The 21,389-nt window shown below is 60.5% G+C and carries 22 protein-coding genes and 1 tRNA gene; 5 read left to right on the plus strand and 18 right to left on the minus strand.

Annotated features, from left to right (window positions below; all coding sequences use genetic code 11):
* Positions 1 to 23 precede the first annotated feature (23 nt).
* From P0111_03040 to P0111_03060, 5 genes are all read right to left on the minus strand, one after another.
* Positions 24 to 269 carry a DNA gyrase inhibitor YacG gene (locus tag P0111_03040; GenBank protein MDF0642980.1) on the minus strand — a complete coding sequence of 82 codons (246 nt, stop codon included), beginning with the start codon at positions 267 to 269 and terminating at the stop codon, positions 24 to 26.
* Between the two features lie 106 nt (positions 270 to 375).
* Positions 376 to 711, minus strand: a complete 336-nt coding sequence (locus P0111_03045) for a PilZ domain-containing protein (protein MDF0642981.1) — start codon at positions 709 to 711, stop codon at positions 376 to 378.
* A 170-nt stretch (positions 712 to 881) separates the two neighbouring features.
* Entirely contained in the window at positions 882 to 2,576 is a 1,695-nt protein-coding gene (locus P0111_03050; protein MDF0642982.1) for a glutamine--tRNA ligase/YqeY domain fusion protein, read from the minus strand.
* Positions 2,577 to 2,645: 69 nt separating this feature from the next.
* The gene (locus tag P0111_03055) at positions 2,646 to 3,068 is read right to left on the minus strand and encodes a hypothetical protein (GenBank protein MDF0642983.1); all 423 of its coding nucleotides are present in this window, start codon (positions 3,066 to 3,068) and stop codon (positions 2,646 to 2,648) included.
* A 92-nt stretch (positions 3,069 to 3,160) separates the two neighbouring features.
* A complete protein-coding gene (locus P0111_03060; protein ID MDF0642984.1) occupies positions 3,161 to 3,670 on the minus strand; it encodes a hypothetical protein in 510 nt (169 codons plus the stop codon).
* A 482-nt stretch (positions 3,671 to 4,152) separates the two neighbouring features.
* Here P0111_03060 and P0111_03065 point away from each other — a divergent pair.
* From P0111_03065 to P0111_03085, 5 genes are all read left to right on the plus strand, one after another.
* Positions 4,153 to 4,230, plus strand: a tRNA-Glu gene (locus tag P0111_03065).
* 330 nt (positions 4,231 to 4,560) lie between these two features.
* Positions 4,561 to 4,770 carry an AbrB/MazE/SpoVT family DNA-binding domain-containing protein gene (locus P0111_03070; protein ID MDF0642985.1) on the plus strand — a complete coding sequence of 70 codons (210 nt, stop codon included), beginning with the start codon at positions 4,561 to 4,563 and terminating at the stop codon, positions 4,768 to 4,770.
* Entirely contained in the window at positions 4,767 to 5,138 is a 372-nt protein-coding gene (locus P0111_03075; GenBank protein MDF0642986.1) for a type II toxin-antitoxin system VapC family toxin, read from the plus strand. Before P0111_03070 ends, P0111_03075 begins: the two co-directional genes overlap by 4 nt.
* Before the next feature lie 497 nt (positions 5,139 to 5,635).
* Positions 5,636 to 5,932 (plus strand): hypothetical protein, encoded by a 297-nt coding sequence (locus tag P0111_03080; protein ID MDF0642987.1) that lies wholly within the window; start codon positions 5,636 to 5,638, stop codon positions 5,930 to 5,932.
* A 191-nt stretch (positions 5,933 to 6,123) separates the two neighbouring features.
* Positions 6,124 to 6,555: a CBS domain-containing protein gene (locus tag P0111_03085; GenBank protein MDF0642988.1), complete on the plus strand. Its 432-nt coding sequence runs from the start codon at positions 6,124 to 6,126 to the stop codon at positions 6,553 to 6,555.
* 265 nt (positions 6,556 to 6,820) lie between these two features.
* On the opposite strand, the gene P0111_03090 is transcribed toward P0111_03085, so the two are convergent.
* The 13 genes from P0111_03090 to P0111_03150 form a co-directional block, all read right to left on the minus strand.
* Entirely contained in the window at positions 6,821 to 8,542 is a 1,722-nt protein-coding gene (locus tag P0111_03090; GenBank protein ID MDF0642989.1) for a class I adenylate-forming enzyme family protein, read from the minus strand.
* Positions 8,517 to 9,674: a citrate/2-methylcitrate synthase gene (locus P0111_03095; GenBank protein ID MDF0642990.1), complete on the minus strand. Its 1,158-nt coding sequence runs from the start codon at positions 9,672 to 9,674 to the stop codon at positions 8,517 to 8,519. The genes P0111_03090 and P0111_03095 overlap by 26 nt, the downstream gene beginning before the upstream one ends.
* Positions 9,661 to 10,575 carry a methylisocitrate lyase gene (prpB, locus tag P0111_03100; protein MDF0642991.1) on the minus strand — a complete coding sequence of 305 codons (915 nt, stop codon included), beginning with the start codon at positions 10,573 to 10,575 and terminating at the stop codon, positions 9,661 to 9,663. Before prpB ends, P0111_03095 begins: the two co-directional genes overlap by 14 nt.
* A 6-nt stretch (positions 10,576 to 10,581) precedes the next feature.
* Complete coding sequence (locus P0111_03105; GenBank protein MDF0642992.1) at positions 10,582 to 12,087, minus strand: MmgE/PrpD family protein; 1,506 nt, start codon at positions 12,085 to 12,087, stop codon at positions 10,582 to 10,584.
* A 99-nt stretch (positions 12,088 to 12,186) separates the two neighbouring features.
* Positions 12,187 to 12,972 (minus strand): enoyl-CoA hydratase-related protein, encoded by a 786-nt coding sequence (locus P0111_03110; GenBank protein ID MDF0642993.1) that lies wholly within the window; start codon positions 12,970 to 12,972, stop codon positions 12,187 to 12,189.
* A 91-nt stretch (positions 12,973 to 13,063) separates the two neighbouring features.
* Positions 13,064 to 13,897 carry a methylmalonyl Co-A mutase-associated GTPase MeaB gene (gene meaB / locus P0111_03115; protein MDF0642994.1) on the minus strand — a complete coding sequence of 278 codons (834 nt, stop codon included), beginning with the start codon at positions 13,895 to 13,897 and terminating at the stop codon, positions 13,064 to 13,066.
* Positions 13,894 to 14,838: a hydroxymethylglutaryl-CoA lyase gene (locus P0111_03120; protein MDF0642995.1), complete on the minus strand. Its 945-nt coding sequence runs from the start codon at positions 14,836 to 14,838 to the stop codon at positions 13,894 to 13,896. Before P0111_03120 ends, meaB begins: the two co-directional genes overlap by 4 nt.
* Complete coding sequence (locus tag P0111_03125; GenBank protein MDF0642996.1) at positions 14,816 to 15,649, minus strand: enoyl-CoA hydratase-related protein; 834 nt, start codon at positions 15,647 to 15,649, stop codon at positions 14,816 to 14,818. Before P0111_03125 ends, P0111_03120 begins: the two co-directional genes overlap by 23 nt.
* Positions 15,650 to 15,656: 7 nt before the next feature.
* Positions 15,657 to 17,261 (minus strand): carboxyl transferase domain-containing protein, encoded by a 1,605-nt coding sequence (locus tag P0111_03130; GenBank protein ID MDF0642997.1) that lies wholly within the window; start codon positions 17,259 to 17,261, stop codon positions 15,657 to 15,659.
* Between the two features lie 6 nt (positions 17,262 to 17,267).
* The gene (locus P0111_03135; protein ID MDF0642998.1) at positions 17,268 to 17,675 is read right to left on the minus strand and encodes a cobalamin B12-binding domain-containing protein; all 408 of its coding nucleotides are present in this window, start codon (positions 17,673 to 17,675) and stop codon (positions 17,268 to 17,270) included.
* Positions 17,666 to 18,511, minus strand: coding sequence for an MBL fold metallo-hydrolase (locus P0111_03140; GenBank protein MDF0642999.1), 846 nt, complete (start codon positions 18,509 to 18,511; stop codon positions 17,666 to 17,668). The genes P0111_03135 and P0111_03140 overlap by 10 nt, the downstream gene beginning before the upstream one ends.
* Before the next feature lie 330 nt (positions 18,512 to 18,841).
* On the minus strand, positions 18,842 to 20,437 hold the full coding sequence (locus P0111_03145; GenBank protein ID MDF0643000.1) for a methylmalonyl-CoA mutase family protein: 1,596 nt from the start codon (positions 20,435 to 20,437) through the stop codon (positions 18,842 to 18,844).
* Between the two features lie 49 nt (positions 20,438 to 20,486).
* Entirely contained in the window at positions 20,487 to 21,386 is a 900-nt protein-coding gene (locus P0111_03150; protein MDF0643001.1) for a 3-hydroxyacyl-CoA dehydrogenase NAD-binding domain-containing protein, read from the minus strand.
* Positions 21,387 to 21,389: the final 3 nt, after the last annotated feature.

Here is a 21,389-nt window from a genome sequence, read left to right on the forward strand (position 1 = left end):
GCCGATCGCCGGGGCGATCCGACTCAGATCTGCGTATTCTTGCCCACCTGTTGGCCGGCTTCCTGAGTCGATTCTCCGGAAGGTTCTGAGGGCAGTTCCATCGTCAAGTTCGGTCCCGGCACACGGTATTCTTCCGCGGCCCAGGTGCCCAGGTCGGTGAGCTGGCAGCGTTCCGAGCAGAACGGACGCCAGGGGTTGGCTTTCCACGTCGTCGGTCGGCGGCACAGGGGGCAGTTCATGCCCGGAATTTTATCATAGTGGGTTGGCACCCTTCCCCGCCTTCATGCGCGGTGTCCGTCCTCTTTCGACTAACCTGTCAACGGCCTGCTCACAAGGAAAGGCATCGTCACGAACGATGGAGCCTGCCCCGAGGGATCAGCTGGGCCGGGGCTGACTCAAGTTGGTGGTTTGAAGCAACCGATGTAGGCGGTGTTGATCGATTTCCGACAGGCCCATGAATTCAACCCCGAATTCTCCGTGCTCGCTCCAGCGCACCGCGGCCGACTCGATCGTGATGGGCGATCCCAAATCCGTGGCGCGAATCAAAATCCTTACCGCCGAGCCCGACCGGACGGAGGTCGTGCTGGCGACCGCGCAGCCGCCTGCAGAGAGGTCGTACATCGTACCCTCCCGAATCAGCCTGTTGCCGGTCGTGGAGAAGTAGACCTGCATATCGACGGGGACACGAGGATGCATACGACATTCAATCATTCGGTAGTCTCCTTCGTTTGAAACGAGACCGCGACTGCCCTGAGTGTAACAAACCCGCTGGTGCGGTAAAGCAATCAAAGGGTTTCGGCGGCAGGGAGACCAGACCGGAAACGAAATAGCGGAGTCCTCCGAGGAGGGATAGCTCAGAAACAGCGGAGGCCGGAACGAGATCACGTTGGCCCGGGCCGCTTCACCGCTTTGGCCCAGGCATCCTTGAGCGACACCGTCCGATTGAAGACTGGTTTCCCAGGCATGGAGTCCGAATCCGCGCAGAAATAGCCCAGCCGTTCGAACTGAAACTTGGCACCGGGCACAACCTGATTGAGGCTCGGTTCGACCAAGCAGCCGGTCAGGACTTCCAAGGACTGCGGATTGAGATAGGCGGTCCAATCGTGATCGGGAGGCACCTTGGCCAGATCCGTCGTGAGTAACGGGTTGTAGAGGCGGACTTCCGCTTTGGCGGCGTGTGCAGCCGAGACCCAGTGGATCGTCGCTTTCACCTTTCGTTTGGCCTCTGCCGCGCCGCTCCTGGTTTCGGGGTCGTAGGTGCAGTGCAGCTCGGTGACCTGGCCGCTGACCGGGTCTTTGACGACGCCAAGGCACTTGACGATGTACGCGTATCGGAGCCGGACTTCTCGTCCCGGAGCGAGACGGAAGAATTCTTTTGGAGGCTCTTCGAGGAAGTCGTCTTGTTCGATATAGAGCGTCCTGGAGAACGGAACCTTTCTGGTGCCTGCGGAGGGGTCCTCAGGATTGTTGACGGCATCCAGCTCTTCCGTCTTGTCGGCCGGATAGTTCTCAATCACAATTTTCAGCGGCTTCAGCACCGCCATGACACGATGAGAACGCTTGTTGAGGTCCTCGCGGATGAAATACTCGAGCAGCTGCATCTCCACCAAGGCATCGCGTTTGGCCACGCCGATGTGATCACAGAATGCGCGGATGGCTTCCGGTGTGTAGCCGCGCCGGCGAAGCCCTTTGATGGTCGGCAGCCGGGGATCGTCCCAGCCGGCGACCAGCTTGCGCTCGACCAGTTCGAGCAACTTGCGTTTGCTCATGACCGCCTGCTCGATGTTCAGCCGCGCGAACTCGATCTGCTGCGGGCGATGCCGAGTCTCGGCTTCCGCCACGACCCAGTCATAGAGCGGTCGGTGATCTTCGAACTCCAGAGTACAGATCGAGTGGGTGATGCCCTCGATGGCATCGGACAGCGGATGGGCGTAGTCGTAGGACGGATACAGGCACCAGGTCGAGCCGGTCCGATAATGGGCTGCATGCCTGATGCGGTAGAGCACCGGATCGCGGAGATTCATATTGGGAGATGCCATGTCGATCTTCGCCCGGAGCACGTGCGTCCCGTCGGGAAATTCTCCCGCCCTCATCCTCCGGAAGAGCGTCAGATTTTCCTCCACGGGCCGGTCGCGATAGGGGCTGTTCTTCCCCGGTTCCGTCAGAGTCCCTCGATAGCTCCGCATCTCATCGGCGCTCAGGCTGTCGACATAGGCCAGGCCCTTCGTGATCAACCGCTCGGCGACGCCATAGAGCTGTTCGAAGTAATCGGACGCAAAGAACATCTTGCCCTGCCAATCAAACCCCAGCCATCGCACGTCGTCCTCGATCGACCGGACGTACGAGAGATCCTCGGTCGTGGGATTGGTGTCGTCGAACCGGAGATGGCAGACCCCCTTTGGATCTTCTTGAGCTAATCCAAAGTTCAGACAGATCGACTTGGCGTGGCCGATGTGGAGATGGCCGTTCGGCTCCGGCGGAAAGCGTGTGATGACGCGACCGCCGTGCTTCCCGGCCGCCCGGTCGGCCAGCACGATGTCGCGGATGAAATTGGAGGCGGCGGTCGAATCGGTCACTTTGGTCCTGTACTGATAGGAAACAGGTCTGCCGGCTGTTCTATCACAAGAATCAGCGGCGGTGAAGGGCTAGGAAGCCGGATGAGGCTGGAGCTGCATCACATTGAAGTCTTTCTGCGCGATGAGATGTCCTTCCATGCGCAGACGGAACTCATATCGTCCCGGAGCCGGAAAGATCAACGACGGGATATTGATGCCGAAATCGGAGATCTGTAGGCGATCCCCAATGATGATGTTCGGCAGCGTGGCGCGGCACACCGGTTGTTCCGCGTTCAGATAGACCAAATCGATGTCGAACCGGTAGGTTCCCTCGGCGTCGGTCAGGCAGAAGTACAGGCCCATCTGTTGATGTTGGAAGGGAAAGGCCGCAGCCTGGAGGTGCGTGAACAGCCCGATCAGGCTCTTTTTCTTCGTGACGCTGTCCTCGATCACCTGATCGCACACCAGAAAGGCCTGGACGCTGGGTTTGACGATATCGGTCATCGGCACCATTGTACGAGACTTTTCCTGCTTGTCAAAAGGGATGCGGTTCTTCACAGGCGCCGGCCGAGACGAATGTGAGGATGAGAGCGTACACGAAGCGGTCAACCGATGGCGGCCGTGCCGCCTCGACTCTCGATGACGTCGCCGAAGCGCGCGAATCCCGTGCCGACCCGACAATAGTGTGGGCTGATGAAAACGCATTCTCCCTTGTGCGAATAGAACTGGCCGGAGACGATGCGGATCTTCCGCTGTTGGAACAGGTAGGCTTCGATGAGCGTCCGTCCTGTCTGCCGATCCACGACCATCACGTTCAGCGCGTCGTTGATCGTCAAATCCGGCGCCCTGTTGGAGGACACCGCGAACCTGGCCGCCGAAGACGCAGACACGGCATTTCGACGAAGATGCCCGATGCGCCGTCCCTGTTCATCGTAGATGTCCATGGTCAGAAAGAGGGCGGGAGGATCGGGTCGGATTTCAAGGACCAAATGCTCCTTGCCTTGAACCGTTACGACACCGTTGGTCGTGCGAAACACGTTCGAGCCGACGTGTAACTCAAGGCCTCGTTCGGCTTTCGCATCCTCAATCGTTCCACGTGGAGTATCCAGTTGCATCGGATCAGTGTCGAGCCAGTCCTACATGCCGGAAGTTTTTCGGCGATCGAATCAGTCCTATAGTCGAAAACAGATGTGAATACCACACGTTAGGCCATGTGCGCCTAGCTGTCAAGATGGCGGCGGCGGGCGGATCCTCATCTGCCTGAAGCATAGCTTTCGCACCACCTGGTTAAGGTGCCGTCCTAAGAGATTCCCTTCCAGGGGACTCGGCTCGTCGGCCGATCCTTGATACGTGGCGCCGGAGTGAACGAGGACGGAGGAACGCTCCGTGTCATCGCGTTGAATCACACTCCGATCAGCGTTCCCCTTCGATGCCTCACCGGTGCGTGCCGCCCACTACGTATCGACTTATTGCAATCGATGTAAACGGGGAGAACCGTCCGGTGACCTCGAAAGGTGGATGGGTGTGAGCCAGCCTGCGTTGAACCAGCTTTGAAGCCTGTGATACAGTCAGCCCTCTTCGTCTTGCCGACCATCTTGGTCCCATCGTCTAGCCTGGCCTAGGACGGAGCCCTCTCAAGGCTCAGACACGGGTTCGAATCCCGTTGGGACCACCAAACCGCACTTCGTGAGAGCCGCCCGCTATTCAGGCGCAGCCTTTCTTCATTGAGCGGGCGGATAAACACCACATGCTCTCCTATTTGATTCGGAGCTTGCTCGTGCCGTGCGCTGTTCTTCCATGGTTGCGCACGGATAGACCCCTCCCGTGGTTGCTACTTTTGATCCCGCACTTCGTGAGAGCCGCCCGCTAACCAGGCGCAGCCTCTCTTCAGTGAGCGGGCAGAGAAGCACCTCCAGGAACTCTCTGACTGCCAAACCAAGCGTTGCCTTGACGGAGATCGTATGACGAGAATATGATCGATCATGAATTGGTAAGGAGGTTCTCCATGGCCACGACGACGATTTCGCCGAAGTTTCAAATCGTGATCCCCAAGGAAGTCCGGGAGAAGCTCCATCTTGCCCCCAGCCAGCGGTTACAGGTGGTGGAGAAGGGCGGTGTCATCACCCTGGTGCCGGAAGTGCCGCTCAAATCGCTCAAAGGCGCACTCAAGGGCATGTCCAAGACGGATCTCCGGGAAAAGAAAGACCGATTGTGAAGGTCGTGCTGGATTCCAGCGGGTGGATCGAATTCTTTACCGGCGGACCGCTCGCCGACCGTTATGCCGCCTATCTCGCGCCTCGATATCAGCTCATCACACCGACCATCGTGCTGTACGAAGTGTACAAGAAGATCAAACGAGAGCGAGGGGAGGAGACGGCGTTATTGTTTGCGGGGCGGATCAGCGCGACTCAGCTCATCCACTTGACGGAGTCGATCGCCTTTCTTGCAGCTGATCTGTGCTTGCGTCACAGCCTCGCGATGGCCGATGCGATCGTTTATGCGGCGGCCAAAGATCAGGGCGCTGAGGTAATCACAGGCGACGCAGATCTCAAGGATCTTCCCGGAGTCGTCTACGTCAAGTAGATTTCAAAGGCAGTTCTCAGTTCCAGGGGTAAGTAGACTACCAACTGCTTTGAGGTTCCTAACCATCAACGATGAAATGCTTTCTGGCCTTAATGCCACGCCAACCTTCCGTTGACCCGGCACTTCTTCAGCCACACTCTGTTCGTACCGAAGTCTGAGGTCTCTCCATACTCCCGTAACCGGATGGAAAGCACAGAGCCTGTCGTGCGTTTCCGCTCAATGGGCACAGTGAGAAGTGCTCTCACCGCGCCGCAATGGACCGTTTCTCACCGCGCGCCTCAGCCTAAGTGCCTCTCGCACTGGTAGTTCTATCAAGCAAGAGAATCGCAGAAGCCCTCTCACGGGAGGCATGGGAGTTGCCCATCCTCGAAGAGGGAATCTCTCGGTAGAGTAGAATGGTGTGGAGTCAGCTGCTCGAGTCTGTGCCGCTCAGGACGACGATGGGAGGATTGGGAGCTACGCAATGAATTAGCTTGGCAGGAGGTCTGCGCGTGAAAATGCTGATCATTGTTGCCCGGGATTCAATGTTAACTGAGTTGGAAGAACTCCTGCGTCACAATGGCATCGGTGGGTACACCATTCTGAGACACGTACTGGGTAAGGGGGTCACTGGTCGAGTGCATGGGACCTTCCTCCACCCTTCCATCAATTCCATCATTTTTGCGGTTCTTCCCCCCAATCAAGCGGACAAGGCAGTGAGCGCGCTGACGGCGTTGCACATTGCACGAGGTGAGGCGACTCAGCAGCCGGTTCCCCTCAAAGTATTTACGTTCCCCTGTGAAGAACATGTCTAGCGTCATGTTCCACACAGATGATGAGCCTGATGCAACGTCCTGCCGACATGACCCTCACCGAGGATAGGGATCCGTCGGGCAGGCTCGGAGAAGAACCATTCGCGTATGACCATGACCTACTGATGCGCACGGATGGCCCAAGGCATCGATTAACCACAAGTGGTGAACAACACTTGACCAGGAGGTCTACAATGCCGATCCAAGAGGGCGTACCAGCCGGAGGATTTCAAACAGTCGGTCAAATTGATGGAACGAATGTCCTGCGTTTCTATGCCAAGCAAAGCGGATTAGCCATAGCGGTCGAACTGTTGACTTCTCATAGTTCTGGCGCGCCCATCGTTGATGACAAGGGGAGGTTCGTTGGATTTGTCAGCGAGTTCGATCTCCTTGGCGCCATCGAGTCCGGGAAGGACTTGAACAAGGTCACGGCCGATCAGCTCATGAACAAGGATCAATTTGTCGCTGACGAATCGACCACCATTGCCGATGCCGTTCGGCTGATGAAGGAGAAGCACTTGCTCAACCTGCCGGTCATCAAGAACGGCGTGGTCGCCTATTCTGTCACACGTCACGACCTGCTCAGGGCACTCATAGGACTAGGACCAGGCATCGAGGAGGCGTAGGCAGTCACAACGTAGTGCCTTTGGACAATCCGAATTCTCTTCCGATCGCCTGAGCAGAACTGTCCAGAAGGCCCATGCCTCGCCATGGAGTGGCCGGGCCGTGGTTGGCGAACGCCACCATCTCGCGAGCGGCGATATTCACTCAGCCGGGATTACCTATATGGGACTGGTCACGGAGGCGCACGATATCTTCGAGTTCAGCAACCGTTAAGGTCCTGTTGCAGACTCGACTCAACCCCCTTCATGTGCGGTCGGAGGTTCCGATTCAGCTACTCTCGGTAAATTGATGCTCTCGGTAGACGGCCAACGCGGAAGCGAGGCGGGTTTTCAACTCCAGGCGCTTGGGTTTCCCGGTCGAGGTGTAGGGAAGGTCGCGGCCGAAAATGAAGACTTTTGGACATTTGGAGAATGGAAGCGACCGGCGGCAGTACTCCTGTAAATCCTTCTCGTTCGGCTCAGAACGCCCTTCTCGCGGAACCACGTAGGCGGCGATCTCCTCTCCATAGTAGCGATGTTCGAATGGAACGGCCATGGCGAACTGCACAAGCGGATGGCGCTTCAATACATCATCGATCTCCAGCGGTGAGATGTTGATGCCGCCTCGAATGATCAATTCTTTCAGTCGGCCTGAAATGAAGAAAAACGGTCGTCCCCTCTTGTCTCGTTGAAAGAAGCCCTCGTCCCCGGAACGGAACCAGCCCCATCGAAACGCGGCCTCGTTGGCGTCGTCCCGTTTATAGTAGCCACCGCAGACGGTCCGGCCGCGGATGCAGATTTCTCCTCTCGCTCCCTCCGGCAGTGAGCGCCCCTGTTCGTCGATGATCGCCATCATGTTGTGTCGCAACGGCACTCCGATTGAGGGGAACTCGTAGGCGCTCAGCCAGTGACGATGCTCTTCAGGCGACAGATCGTTCGGCAGGAAGCACGAGTAGCAGGTCGTTTCCGATAGCCCGTAGCCGTGGCGGATCGGAAAACGGAATCGTTCTTCGAAGCGAACAGCGGTATCCTTCAATAACGGTCCGGCGCCGCAGATGAAGCCTCGAAACCGCTCCAGTCGGTAGGGAGTCAGGTCTTCGTCGGCGTCCAGCAAGAACTCGAGAAGCGTGGGCACGACGCTGACACAGGTGACGCCCTCCTCATGCAGTCTCCGCCAGAAGGTCGTACTCTTGAATTTGCGATTCAGGACGACGCTTCCTTTGCAGTAGAAAGGCGTGAGAAGCGTGACGACCGTGCCGTTCACATGGTGGATGGGGAGCACGCACATGAAGCGATCATTCCCGTCGAAGCGATGCCAGTCGGCGATCGCATCGGCGTCGGTCAGGAGATTCTGGACGGTGAGGATCACCCCCTTGGGTGCTCCCGTAGTTCCGGACGTATAGACGATGAGGGCTTCATCGCTCAGACCGGAGGAGTGCGACGCGGGGCGAAAGGTGATCGAGGTCGCTTCCTTGAATCCTTCCGCTCCGTGCCCGGCAACGTCTCGAAAGCCGTCATCGTTCAATGGAACCACGTGCCGCAGGGTCGGCAGGTCTTTCTGCAGTTCTCGTACTTGTTTGACAATCGTATGCCAACAGCACACGGCCGAGGCCTCCGAATGCTCCAGGATGAACCGCTGCTTATCGGGCGGCTCGTCGATGTTGATCGGCACGACCGTGATGCCTGCTGCCCAGGCGGCGAAGTACAACACCACGGTGACGTCATGGTTGAAGAGAATCGTCGCCAACCGGTCCCCGCGCCGAAGCCTGATCCGGTCGTGGAGAAACGACGCGGCGCGCTGGACGATGGTGCCGAATTCAGCATAGCTGTACGTGGAGTGGAGCTGCCGGTCGTCGTCGCAGTAGGTCAGGAACGGTCGGTTGAGCAGGTCCCGATCATAGACCCGCGATCGGAAGAAGTCCGCGAACGAGTTCCACGGCAGGGCAGGGGGGCCGTCTTCCATCTGCCGCGCCGCGGCCATGTCATCAGCGACGGTGATCGATGTCGACATAGGCCTCTTTCGCGGGCCCCGTATACAAGGCCCGCGGACGGATCAGCCGGTTGTGATCTTGCTGTTCGATCACGTGGGCGCACCACCCGGTAATGCGAGAGCAGACGAAGACCGGCGTGTAGAGCCGGCGAGGAATGCCCATCAGGAGGTAGGCCACCGCCGCATAGAAATCGAGGTTCGGGTAGAGCCCTTTCTCCTGCCGCATGATGCGCTCGACGGCCAGGGCGATCTCATACCATCGGCGGTCGTCGCAGGTCCGGCTCAACCGCTCGGCGTGCCGCTGAATGATCGCCGAGCGCGAATCGCCCTTCTTGAGGACGCGATGGCCGAAGCCCATGATCCGGTGCTTGCCGGCCAGCCGCTCCCGAACCCATCGCTCCGCGTTGTCGGGGCTCCCAATCTCGAGGAACATCTCCGCGACGGCCTCATTCGCCCCTCCGTGCAGCGGTCCCTTGAGCGTGCCGATCGCCGACGTGACGGCCGAGTAGAGGTCCGTCATGGTCGAGGCGGTCACCCGCGCCGAGAAGGTCGAGGCGTTGAATTCGTGCTCCGCGTAGAGGGTAAGGGATACGTCGAGCGCGCGAGCCATCAGAAGCCCTTTGTCGCCGCCTTCTCGGCCGGTCAAGAGGAAGAGCAGATTCCCCGCAAAGCTCGCATCCGGCCGCCGCTCCTTGCGCGGCGTCCCGTTCACGAGCCGATGCGCGGTCGAGATGATCAGAGGGATGCACGCGAGTAGCCGGATCGCTTTCTGGAGATTCGCCTCATGGGAATGATCCTCGGCATCAGCGTCGATCATCCCCAACAGAGACACGCTGGTCCTCAGAATGTCCATGGGGTGGGCAGCGGCAGGAACCGTGCTCAGGAACGCTTCGACAGGACCGGGGAGCACGGCCTGTGCCGCGAGCCGCTCCTCGAAATCCTTCAACTCCTTCACGGTCGGGAGCTTGCCAAAGAGCAGCAGATAGGCCACTTCTTCGAAAGTCGCCCTGTCCGCCAAATCGTCGATCGCGTACCCGCGATACCTCAGACCTCCCTCGTCTTCATCGACATGACAGAGGGCCGTTTCACCGGCGAGGACTCCGTCGAGTCCCGCGGCGTGCGCGGGAGTTGTGTGAGGCTCACTCGTGGCCATGGTCGTCTCCCATCAAGTGAAACTGCCGATCGCGTTGTTCATACTCCGCGTACCGCAGGAGGTCATAGAGTTGCTCTCTGGTATGCATCCGCTCCAACAGGTCGCGCTGTGAACCGCGGTGTCTCAGTTCCGACAGCATCTGATCGATCGCCTTTGTGGCCATCCGCAAGGCGGTGACGGGAAACAGGATCACACGATAGCCGAGGTCTTCAAATTCGCCGACGCTCAAATAGGGAGTCTTGCCGAATTCCGTCATGTTGGCGACCAGCGGAGCCTTCCCGCCTTCTTTGGCGAACTGTCGGGCGAAGGCGCGGAACTCGTCCGCCGATTCGAGAGCTTCGGGGAAGATCGCGTCCGCACCGGCGTCGATGTAGGCTCGCGCCCGTCGCACGGCCGCGTCCATTCCTTCGACGGCGCGCGCGTCCGTGCGGGCGATGAGGAAAAACTCCGGATCCTGCCTGGCGTCGCTCGCCGCGCAGATCTTGCTCACCATGTCGCTCGTCGTGACCAGCCGCTTTCCAGGCAGGTGCCCACATTTCTTGGGCAATTCCTGATCTTCGATCTGCATCCCCGCCAACCCGGCCTTCTCGAATTCCTTCACGGCCCGCATCACGGCGAGGGGAGGACCGAAGCCCGTGTCCGCGTCCACGATCGCGGGAATCGCCACGGCCTTGGTGATGGTGGCCGCGTCCGACACCACTTCCGCCAAGGAGAGCAGCCCGATATCCGGCAATCCTCGTGCGGCCGACAGGCCGGCGCCCGACACGTACAGAGCCTGGAAGCCGGCACGCTCGATCTGCATGGCCGTCAGGGCATTGAAGGCCCCGGGGAGGACGAGCGTCTGCCTGTCAAGCAGCGCGCGGAAACGGTGGGGTCTTCTGGGTCGTCGCGTATCGCTCATCGCCTTTCACCTCTCGGTGATTCTGAGCAACGGCATCAAGGCACTGATGTCTTTGAGCTGCTCCAGCGCCCAGACCGATCGCATCACCTTCCTCATGCGGACCTGATCCAATTTCCCGCCGGCCAGTAAGCGAAACTTCTCCTCGACATGGCGGTCGGACATCGGGTTCTTGGGATGGCCGAGGGGATAGTCCGCCTCGTGGAGATAGACCGTTCCCGCTTTCGTCCGAACCGTGATGCGCGTCGGCATGGCCTGCGGATAGCGGCCGACGAAGTCAGGCTGCGGAACGACGCGCACCTTTTGTATCAACTCGCGCAGCGCCGGGTCGGTGAGGCGCGCATTGTCGAAGGAGCGCAGCGTGATCCTGCCGTCCAGGAGCGCCGCCGCCACACAGTACGGAAAGCTGTGGTCGGCGGTTTCTCTCGTGCGAGGGCGCCACTTTTCCGGATCGCGCCCGATGATTTCGATCGCGACGTCATAGCTGGCGATTTCGATGTCGGTGATGGAGGCCGGCGCGTCGTCGCCCTCTGCTTTGAGCAGATCCTCCCGGATGGCCAGCGCGGCCTCCACCGCCGTCTGTGCGTGATATTCCACCGGATAGTGTTTGATGTAAGTGTCCAGGATCTTGAACGAAGGGGACTGGTTCCAGGGGCCTGACCCCCTTCCCCCGGGGTCTGTCCCCGTCGTAGAGGGACAGGCACCGGCCTCCAGCCGGAGCCAGCCCCTGGGTGCCTGTTCCCGCTCCCCCGCGAATCGGAAGAGATCCAACGGCCCCGAGACCAGTTTCATGAAGCCCTTCTCCCCTTCGAAGATCGGGGAGGGCCCCGTCATGCCGCGTTGCGCCAGCGTCGCGGCAAATACCCCGTTGCGTGCCGCGTTGGAAAAGGCGCAGGCCTTCCACATCGAGATATCGCCGACTCGCGTCTGGCGCAACGCGATATTCGCCACGCCCGCAAGGTTGACGGCCTGCTGAGTCTGCGCGACGGAGAGGTTCATCACCTTCGCCGCCCCGAGGGCCGATGTGAAAGGACCGTAGGTGACGTGGTCCCAACCACGCGGTCGCAGCGCCGCGGCATCGCAGAGGCGGCATTGCACTTCATAGGCGATCGCGACGGCCTGAATCACGGACTTCCCCGACGCACGGGACGCCTCGCCGGCCGCAAGGATGGCCGCAAGGTTGTCCGAAGGGTGCGCCGGTTCCTGGGCGAGGTACGTATCGTTGAAATCGAGATACCGGACCAGCGCGCCGTTGGCGAAGGCCGCGAGATCGGGCAGCGTCTTATGATGCGTGCCCCAGAGCGTCGCGCCGCCGGCGACTCTGACGGATTCTGCAATGCGACGCGCAATCCGGCAGGGCGGTGCATTCCAGGCTCCCAGCGCGCAGCCGAGGCTGTCCAAAATCCGCCGCTTCACCTCGTGCACGACGGCCTCGGGCAGGTCTTCGTATCGGAGATTGCGGCTATATCGGGCGAGACGGTTCGCGAGCATCGGCTCTCCCGTCGATAAAGTCATGTCATGCCTCAATCGTCACTCGTCAATCATGGGAATGAAGAAATAGCCTTCGGCAATCTGTGCTGTCCCCGTTTTCGTTTTCGATTCATGGTTGACGAATTACGTCTCTCGCAAGCCCGCAAACTTGGGTTGCCGCTTTTCGAGAAATGCCTGCACGGCTTCCTTCTTGTCGTCAGTGGCGCACAACCGGCCGAACAATTCGGCCTCCCTGGCCAGCCCTTCGGACAGGGGGATGTCGAGCCCTCCGCTGGTCGCGTGCAGCGCCGCTTCGATCGCGGGTTTGCCCCGCTCTGAAATGAGAGTCGCGATCGCTTCAGCCTGGGGCATCAACTCGTGCCGCGGCACGACTCGGTTGACAAGCCCGATTCGCTGCGCCTCCTCCGCAGGCATACTCTCGCCCGTCAAGATCATCTCCGCCGCTCGTGCCGCTCCGACGACTCTCGGCAGTCGCTGAGTCCCGCCGAAACCGGGAATGAGGCCCAGCTTGACTTCCGGCAACCCCATCATGGCTCCGCTGACGGCCATCCGAATGTGACAAGCCAAGGCGAGTTCCAGCCCTCCGCCGACGCAGGTGCCGTTGATGGCCGCAAGAATCGGCTTTCCCGATCGCTCGACTCGGTTGAGTACCGCCTGGCCGCGCACGGCAAATTCGGCGCCGCCATGCACGGTGTTGAGATGAGCCAGCTCGTTGATATCGGCCCCGGCACAGAAAAATGGCCCTGTACCGGTTACGATCACGACCCGGACGAACTCGTCCTCCTCCACTTCGTTCAGGACCTGCTCCATCTCTTTGAGCACGGACAGACTGAGCACGTTGGCCGGAGGATTATGGAGGGTGACTCGCGCGATGTGATGAGAGATGGTCAATAATAATTGTTGAGGCATAGCAGCCTCCCCTTGTTGCGTCCCGGGAATTCTTGCCCTCAGCCGTTCGCCCTGAGCTTGTCGAAGGGCGCGCGCTTTCGAGGGGTTTCGTTCATACGGTTCGACTGGGCTCACCGCGAACGGATGTCTGCTCCGCCCCACGACCCTCGCGCGCCGACGGACTTTGGAGATCGTGAAATCGCTCATGCTCGGTAATCGCCGCGACGAGTTCCGGAATCCCTTCGCCTGTCGTGGCGACGGTTCGGAGCACGGTTGGACGGCAGTCCCGAAGGTCACGCAAGGTCGCGTCCGCGCCGGGAAGGTCCCCTTTGTTGACCACGACGATGTGAGCCACTTCCAACAATCCGGCTTTCATAGCCTGGACCTCGTCACCCAGGCCGGGCGCCACGACTGCGACCACGGTATGGGCGACGTCCATGATCTCCACTTCGCCCTGACCCACCCCGATAGTTTCGATCAGAATGACCTCATAGCCGGCTGCTTCCAGCACGAGGGCAGCCTCGTGGGTCGCCGGGGCGAGTCCTCCGTGGTGTCCGCGAGTGGCCATGCTCCTGATGTACACCCCGCGATCGAGCGCATGGTTCCCCATCCTGATGCGATCGCCGAGCAAGGCGCCGCCGGTGACGGTGCTGCTGGTATCGACGGCCAGCACTCCGACTGTCTTGCCCAAACGCCTGTAGGCTGCCACGAGTTGAGTCACCACCGTGCTCTTACCTGCTCCAGGATAGCCGGTAATGCCGATTACGTTGCCATGGCGCGAGTCTGAATCAAGCAGGCGAAGGACTGCAGCGCCGGCTTGGTCTCGACTCTCCAACAGCGTAATCAGCCGAGCGACGCACCGGGCGTTTCCGGCTTTGACCTCTCCAGCCAAGGTCACGACGTCAGCGATCTTCCGTCCGGATAGACGCAGGTCTGAGGCAGTCATGTCACCGACTCATACGAGGTTCGGTCGGCTTGGATGCGCGACAATCGAGAAGCGAGCGGACGGTTCAGCGCCCTTGCGACCTGTCCGGCTGCCGCGATCACCCTCTGCTCGTCTACCACAAGGGCGGCTCCGGAGGCCTTCAAGGCATAGACCACGTCTTCCGTCGCCACGTTGCCGGATGCTCCCGGCGCATAGGGGCAGCCGCCCAGCCCGCCGGCGGCCGTATCAAAGGCTTCGATCCCATAGTCCATCCAGGCGGCCAGGACATTGGCCACGGCCATGCCGTAGGTGTCATGGAAGTGCAGCGAGAGCCGGCTTCGCTCAATGTGCGGCATTGTTTTATCCAACAGCCTACGCACATCGTTCGGAGCAGCCTTTCCGATCGTGTCTCCAAGAGAAATTTCATCGACTCCGATGTGCAGCAGGCGTTGCATGACCTCGGCCACGCGGTCAGGATCAATGGCCCCTTCAAAGGGGCAGTGGGTCACGGTGGAGATGTAGCCGCGCACGGTCATGCCGTCCCGTTTGGCATGGGCCACCACCGGCGCGAACCGGTCGATCGATTCCAGGACCCCGCACCTGATGTTGCGTCGAGCAAACGTCTCCGAGGCTGCGGTGAAGACCGCGATCTTTTCCATCGCTGCGGCCCTCGCCCGCTCCAATCCCTTCTCGTTGGGCACCAAGGCGGAATAGGTGACACCGGGGTGGCGTTCCATCTTGCGAGCCACCTCATCTGAATCGGCCAGCTGCGGGATCGCCTGGGGGGACACGAAAGAGCCGATCTCAATTTCCGCCACGCCTGTTCGAGACAGAGCGTTCACAAACGACACCTTGTCCATGGACGAGACGATGGCCGGTTCATGTTGGAGTCCGTCTCGCGGACCGACTTCGATAATGCGGATCGGCCGCGAGGCTGTACTACGCCTGCTGTTTAACAACATCGTGCGATTTTCCTTGCTCGCTTGGCATCGCCGTCCAGACGGGAGGGCGTCGTTCAAGAAAAGCCCGGAGTCCTTCTTGCGCCTCGGCCGAGAGACGGGCATGTGCGTTGGCATCCACACAAGCGCTCCATCGCTCATCGTCGGAAAGGGCGAGCAGTCTGCGGAGCAACACTTTTGTGTCCCTGGCCGCTTGCGGCGCGAGACGCAGGACCATCTGAATCAACTCATCGACGCGAGCATCGAGATGAGTCCTCTCGACGACATCGTGAACGAGGTTGCTCTGTTTGGCGGCCGATGCAGAGAATGATTCACCGGTCAGACAGAATCGTCGCAGGAACGATTCGCCGGTCTTCCGGAGGAGAAAAGGAGCAATCACCGCCGGCACCATCCCCAAACGGACCTCGCTCAAGGCGAAGGTCGCATCCTCGACCGCCACGGCGATATCGCAAGCTGCGACCATGCCGACTCCGCCTCCGAAGGCCGGGCCCTGGATACGCGCGATCACGGGACAGGGACATTCGTCGATGGCACGGAACATCGTCATCAGCCGCTCCGCATCTTGTTGCGCCTCCGAAGCGGACAGAGTCCCATCCGATCTCATCCAATCGAGATCTGCCCCGGCGCAAAACGCGGCTCCGGCTCCCGCCAGCACGATCGCACGGACCGAGGGGTCTCGACCTACCTCGGCGAAGGCCCGGCACAGTTCTTCGACCATACCGGCGTCGAACGCGTTCCGCTTGTGAGGACGGTTCAGCGCCACGCGGGCCACACCGCCGTTTGATTCAATCAGGATGGCGACGGGGTTCTTCATGCGCTCCTCACATGCGAAACACCGGCGGGTGCGACGGACGGATCGGCGCAGTCATGCCGATATCCAAACAGAGGCCGAGGATGCGGCGCGTGTCTAAGGGATCGATGACCCCGTCATCCCAGAGGCGGGCGGTACTGAAATAGGGACTGCCTTCCCGTTCATACTGGGACAAGATCGACTCGCTCATCTTCCGCTGCTCGTCCTCGGAAAGCATGAGCTTCTCTCGCTCCCGTTGCTGCCGCTTGACGGTTGCCAGCACATTGGCGGCCTGCTGCGCCCCCATCACCGAGGTCCGCGCGTTGGGCCAGAGGAAGAGGAATCGCGGCCCATAGGCGCGGCCGCACATCGCGTAATTGCCGGCACCGTGGGAGGCGCCGATGATGACGGTGAACTTCGGCACGTCGGCGGTCGCCACCGCCTGTACCATCTTGGCGCCGTCCTTGATGATCCCGCGGGCTTCGTAGTCTTTGCCGACCATGAACCCTGCAATGTTCTGTAGAAAGATGAGCGGGATGCGTCGCTGGGAGCAAAGCTGGACGAAGTGCGCGCCCTTCAAGGCGGCTTCCGACAGCAGCACGCCGTTATTGGCGACGATGCCGACCTGATGTCCCGTCCAGCGGGCGAATCCGCACGTCAGTGTTTGGCCGTAGCGCGCCTTGAACTCGTGAAATCTGCTTCCGTCCACCAGCCGGGCGATCACCTCGTGGGCCTCAGCCGTCCTCCGAGGATTGCTTGGGATGAGTCCATAGAGGTCACTGGCCTGGTAGAGCGGTTCTTCGCTCTCACCGTCACGCCGTCTGGCCGGCCGTCGAGGCAACGTGGCGACGATCGACCGGCAGATCTCCAGCGCATCCTGGTCGTTTTCGGCCAGATGGTCGCTCACGCCGGACAGTCTCGTATGTAGATCGGCCCCGCCGAGTTCTTCAGGGGTGACCTCCTCGCCGGTGGCAGCCTTTACCAGAGGCGGGCCTCCCAAATAAATGGTGCCGGTTCCCTTGACAATGACATTCTCGTCGCACATCGCCGGCATGTAGGCGCCGCCCGCGGTACACATGCCCATGACCACGGCGATCTGTGGAATGCCCAGTGCGGACATCCGCGCCTGATTGTAGAAGATCCGTCCGAAATGATCCTTGTCCGCAAAGACCTCGGCCTGCATGGGCAGGAAGACTCCTCCGGAGTCGGCCAGATAGATCGCGGGCAGCCGGTTCTCCAGGGCGACCTCCTGAGCCCGCAGATGTTTCTTGATCGTCATCGGGAAATAGGTGCCGCCCTTGACCGTGGCGTCATTGGCGGCGATGACGCAGGGTCGTCCCGCCACGAAGCCGATGCCGCTGATCAGGCCGGCGGCTGGAACCTGCTCGTCGTACATCCCGCAGGCGGCGAGGGGGCTCAGTTCGAGCCACGGGGAATCCGGATCCAGCAACGCCGCGACCCGCTCGCGAACCGTCAGCTTGCCACGTTGTTTGTGGAGGGCGACGGCATCGGCCGGACCACCGGCCCTGGCGAGGGTGAGATGTTTATCGAGATCGGCTCTCAGGCCTTCATAGTGGGCCACATTCGACGAGAATTCTTCGGATGTCGTGACGAGCGAGGTCTTGATGATACGCATGACTGGTCAACCCTTCGCGTTGAGCCTCTCCACGAAGTCCACGATTTCATGCATGGAGGCTCCCGGTCTGAACAGGGCCTTGACGCCGGCCGCTTTGAGAGCGGGAAGGTCGTCGTCGGGAATGATGCCGCCGCCGAACAAGGCGATGTCGTCGGCGCCCTGGTCTTTGAGCAGCTCCAACACACGCCGGAAGAGCGTATTGTGCGCCCCCGAGAGGATGCTCAGGCCGATCGCATCGACATCTTCCTGAATCGCTGCGCCGACGATCTGCTCCGGCGTCTGATGAAGGCCGGTATAGATGACTTCCATTCCGGCATCACGCAAGGCCCGCGCGATCAACTTCACTCCCCGGTCATGGCCGTCGAGACCGACTTTCCCGATCAAGACGCGAAGGGGTTGTGTCGTCACTGCCATGCCTTCACCTCCTGGAGGAAGTACTTGCCCTCTGGATCCTTTTTGACATGACCGGCCTGGATCCTCGGATCATGTTCGAACAACAACAGCCAGTGCTCGTCAAACGCCCGATCCAAGACCCAACGTTTTGTCTCCAGCGTCTGGATCGGGAACAGATCGTAGCCCATGATGTACGGCAGGGGGAGGTGCGACACGGTCGGAATCAGATCGCCGAGGAACAAGGCGGTCTGTCCCTTCGATTCAATCTTGACGGCCTGGTGGCAGCGGGTATGACCGGCGGTGACGACGGCGGTGATGCCGGGAAGCAGCTCCGTGTCGCCATGTAGAAATTCCCACCGATTCATGTGGGCGATCGGGGTGAAGTTGTCGCGCCGGTAACTGGCCTTGGTCCGTTCATTGGCTCGTGCGGCATCTTCAAACTCGCCCTGCTGGACGAAATATTGGGCTTTGGCGAATGCGGGGACAATGGTCCCGTTCTCGCTCATCGTGTTCCCGCCCGCGTGGTCGAAATGCAGATGGGTGTTGATCACGATATGGACGTCGTCCGGTCCCACACCCAACCGTCCCAAGGAGTCCAGCAACGTCGGTGTCCGCTCGACGGCGAACAGGCGCTGAAACTTGGCGTCCTCCTTGGAGCCCAACCCCGTGTCCACGAGGATATTTTTCCCATGGGCCCGGATCAGCAAACAGGTCAGACTCAACGAAATGCGATTCTGGTCATCGGCCTCGCAGCACTGTTGCCAGAGGACCTTCGGCACGACCCCGAACATCGCGCCGCCGTCCAGCCGGAACCGGCCGTCGCTCACCGGGTATATTTCAAACGCGCCGAGCTTCATAACACTCCGTCAATCGTCAATGGTCATTCGTCAATCGCCATTTTCGCTTCCATCATTCATGCTGCGGATGACGATGAGCTGGGAGCGAGTCTCCCCTCTTCCGTCACCAAGGGAAGGATGGAACGCTGCGCACGCGACTTGTGCCGAAGCTCGGGGCACCGTCCATGCTGAGCGGATGCGGTCGTGCCCCACGACGGCGAGCACTGTTCGATGGTCCGTTGACGCAACGCGCCGACGGACCGAGTTGCGCAGCCGAGCCAGACGCGAAGCATAGGACGGTCGAGCCGAGGCACCTGGAGCGTGCAAGCATTCCATCCATCCATCCTCCCTTCACAACACCACCGGTTCTCTGTATACACCCAACACTTCCTTCAACGCCGCGCAAATTTCCCCCAGCGTCGCCTTCGCCTTTACCGCTTCGATGAGAGACGGCATGACGTTTTCACCGCACGAGGCGATTTCTTGCAGTTCCTCGACTGCGCCGGCCATCTTGAACGGATCGCGCGATTTGCGGAGGTCCGACAGGCGTCCGACCTGCTCCTGTTCGACTTCCGGTCCGACCCTCAGGATCGGGATCCGTTGTTCCTCCTCTTCTACATAATCGCTGACACCGACGACGATTCGTTCCGCCCGCTCTATGTCACGCTGATACTGCTGCGAGGCATCGAGAATTTCCCGTTGAGGGAACCCCTGTTCGATGGCTTTCACCATGCCGCCCATGTCGTCCAACCGTCGGAAGTAGTCGAGCGCCGCGTCCTCAAGACGATTGGTCAATGATTCGACATAGTACGATCCCCCGAGCGGATCGACCGTGTTCGGCACTTCGCTTTCCTGGGCGATGATCTGCTGGGTACGGAGCGCGAGCTTCACCGCCGCTTCGGTCGGCAGGGCCAGAGTCTCATCCATGGAATTGGTATGGAGAGATTGCGCGCCGCCGAGCACTGCCGCCAGGGCCTGCAACGTGGTGCGCACCACGTTGTTCATGGGCTGCTGCGCAGTGAGCGAGCAGCCCGCCGTCTGTGCGTGGAAACGGAGCTGCAACGACCGCGGATCCTCGGGATGATAGCGTCGCTGCATCTCGCGCGCCCACAGCCTCCGGGCTGCGCGGAACTTGGCGACCTCCTCGAAGAGATCGTTGTGGGCATTGAAGAAGAACGAGAGTTGCGGAGCGAAGCTGTCGACGACAAGGCCGGCTTTGACCGCCGCTTCGACGTAGGTCAGCCCATCGTACAGGGTAAACGCCAGCTCCTGAGCGGCCGTCGATCCGGCCTCGCGAATGTGATAGCCGCTGATACTGACCGGATGCCATTTGGGGACCCGTGTCGCGCAATACTCGATGGTGTTGATGATGAGGGCTAGCGAAGGTTCCGGGGGGAACAGCCATTCCTTCTGGGCGATGTATTCCTTCAGGATGTCGTTTTGCAACGTTCCGCCCAGGCGATCGAACGGAATACCCTGTTTCTCCGCGACAGCCAGGTACATGGCAAAGATGACGGCGGCCGGTCCGTTGATCGTCATCGAGGTGGTGACCTGGTCCAGCCGAATGCCGTCGAAGAGGCGTTCCATATCGGCCAATGACGAGATGGCCACTCCGCAGTGTCCCACTTCGCCGTGGGCGCGCGGATCGTCGGCATCCATACCCATCAGGGTCGGCATATCGAAGGCGACGCTGAGTCCGTTCTGCCCCTGCTGGAGCAGGTATTTGAATCGGCGGTTGGTATCGGCAGCGGATCCAAAGCCGGCGAACTGCCGCATCGTCCAAAGACGGCCTCGATACATGGTGGGATAAACTCCGCGAGTGTAGGGGAATTCGCCGGGCGAGCCGAGATCGTCCTTTGGTGACCAATCGTTCAGATCATCGTGGGAGTAGACACGGTTGACGTCCAATCCCGAGAGCGAGGCGAATCGAGGTTTGCGCTCGTGCATCGAGTCCTCCCTCCGGCTAGTTCAATCTCACGGGACGAAGGGCGAGGGATCACGTCCTGTTGCTCAGCGCCTCGCGTCTCTCTCCGCTCGTCTCGTAGAGATAGAACCCCCGACCGCTCTTACGCCCCAACCATCCCGCCTCGACGTAACGCCGGAGCAGGGGGCAGGGACGGAACTTGGCATCGTCCAAGTTCCGGTACAACACTTCACAAATGGACAGCACCGTATCAAGGCCTATCCGATCCGCCAGCGACAAGGGCCCGACCGGATGGTTGGCTCCGGTCGTCATGGCGAGGTCAATGTCTGCGGCCGACGCAACCCCTTTCTCCAGCGCGAAGATCGCCTCATTGATCATCGGAATGAGGATTCGATTCACGATGAATCCCGGCACGTCTTTGGCCACCACAGGGGTCTTCCCCAGCCGCTTCGCCAGGTCGAGAGCCAGAGTCAGCGTGCTCTCCGAAGTGTCGAGACCGCGGACGACTTCCACTAGGCGCATGACAGGGGCCGGATTCATGAAGTGCAGGCCCACCACCCGGTCGGGCCGACCGGCGGCCGCGCCCAGTTTGGTGATTGAAATCGACGAGGTGTTGCTGGCCAGGACCGCGTTCGGTCGGCAGACTCGATGCAATTCTGCGAAGAGGCGTTCTTTGAGCGAGAGGTCTTCGGGAATCGCCTCGATGACGAGCTGGACCTCGTGTAGCCGGTGGAGATCACCGAGCGGACGGATGAGCGCCTGCGCTTCTCCCGCTTGGAGATCGGTAAGACTGCCTCGCTCCACGGCATGTTCCAGACCGGCGCGGATCTTAGCGAGCGCCGCCGTGAGCGACGACTCGTCCACGTCCTCCAGCAGAACAGGGTAACCGGCGGTCGCACAGACCTGGGCAATGCCCCGACCCATCTGGCCGGCACCGACGATGCCGATTGTCTTGACGTCGTCGAGTCTCATACC

This window comes from Nitrospira sp., assembly GCA_029194535.1.
Lineage (GTDB): Bacteria > Nitrospirota > Nitrospiria > Nitrospirales > Nitrospiraceae > Nitrospira_C.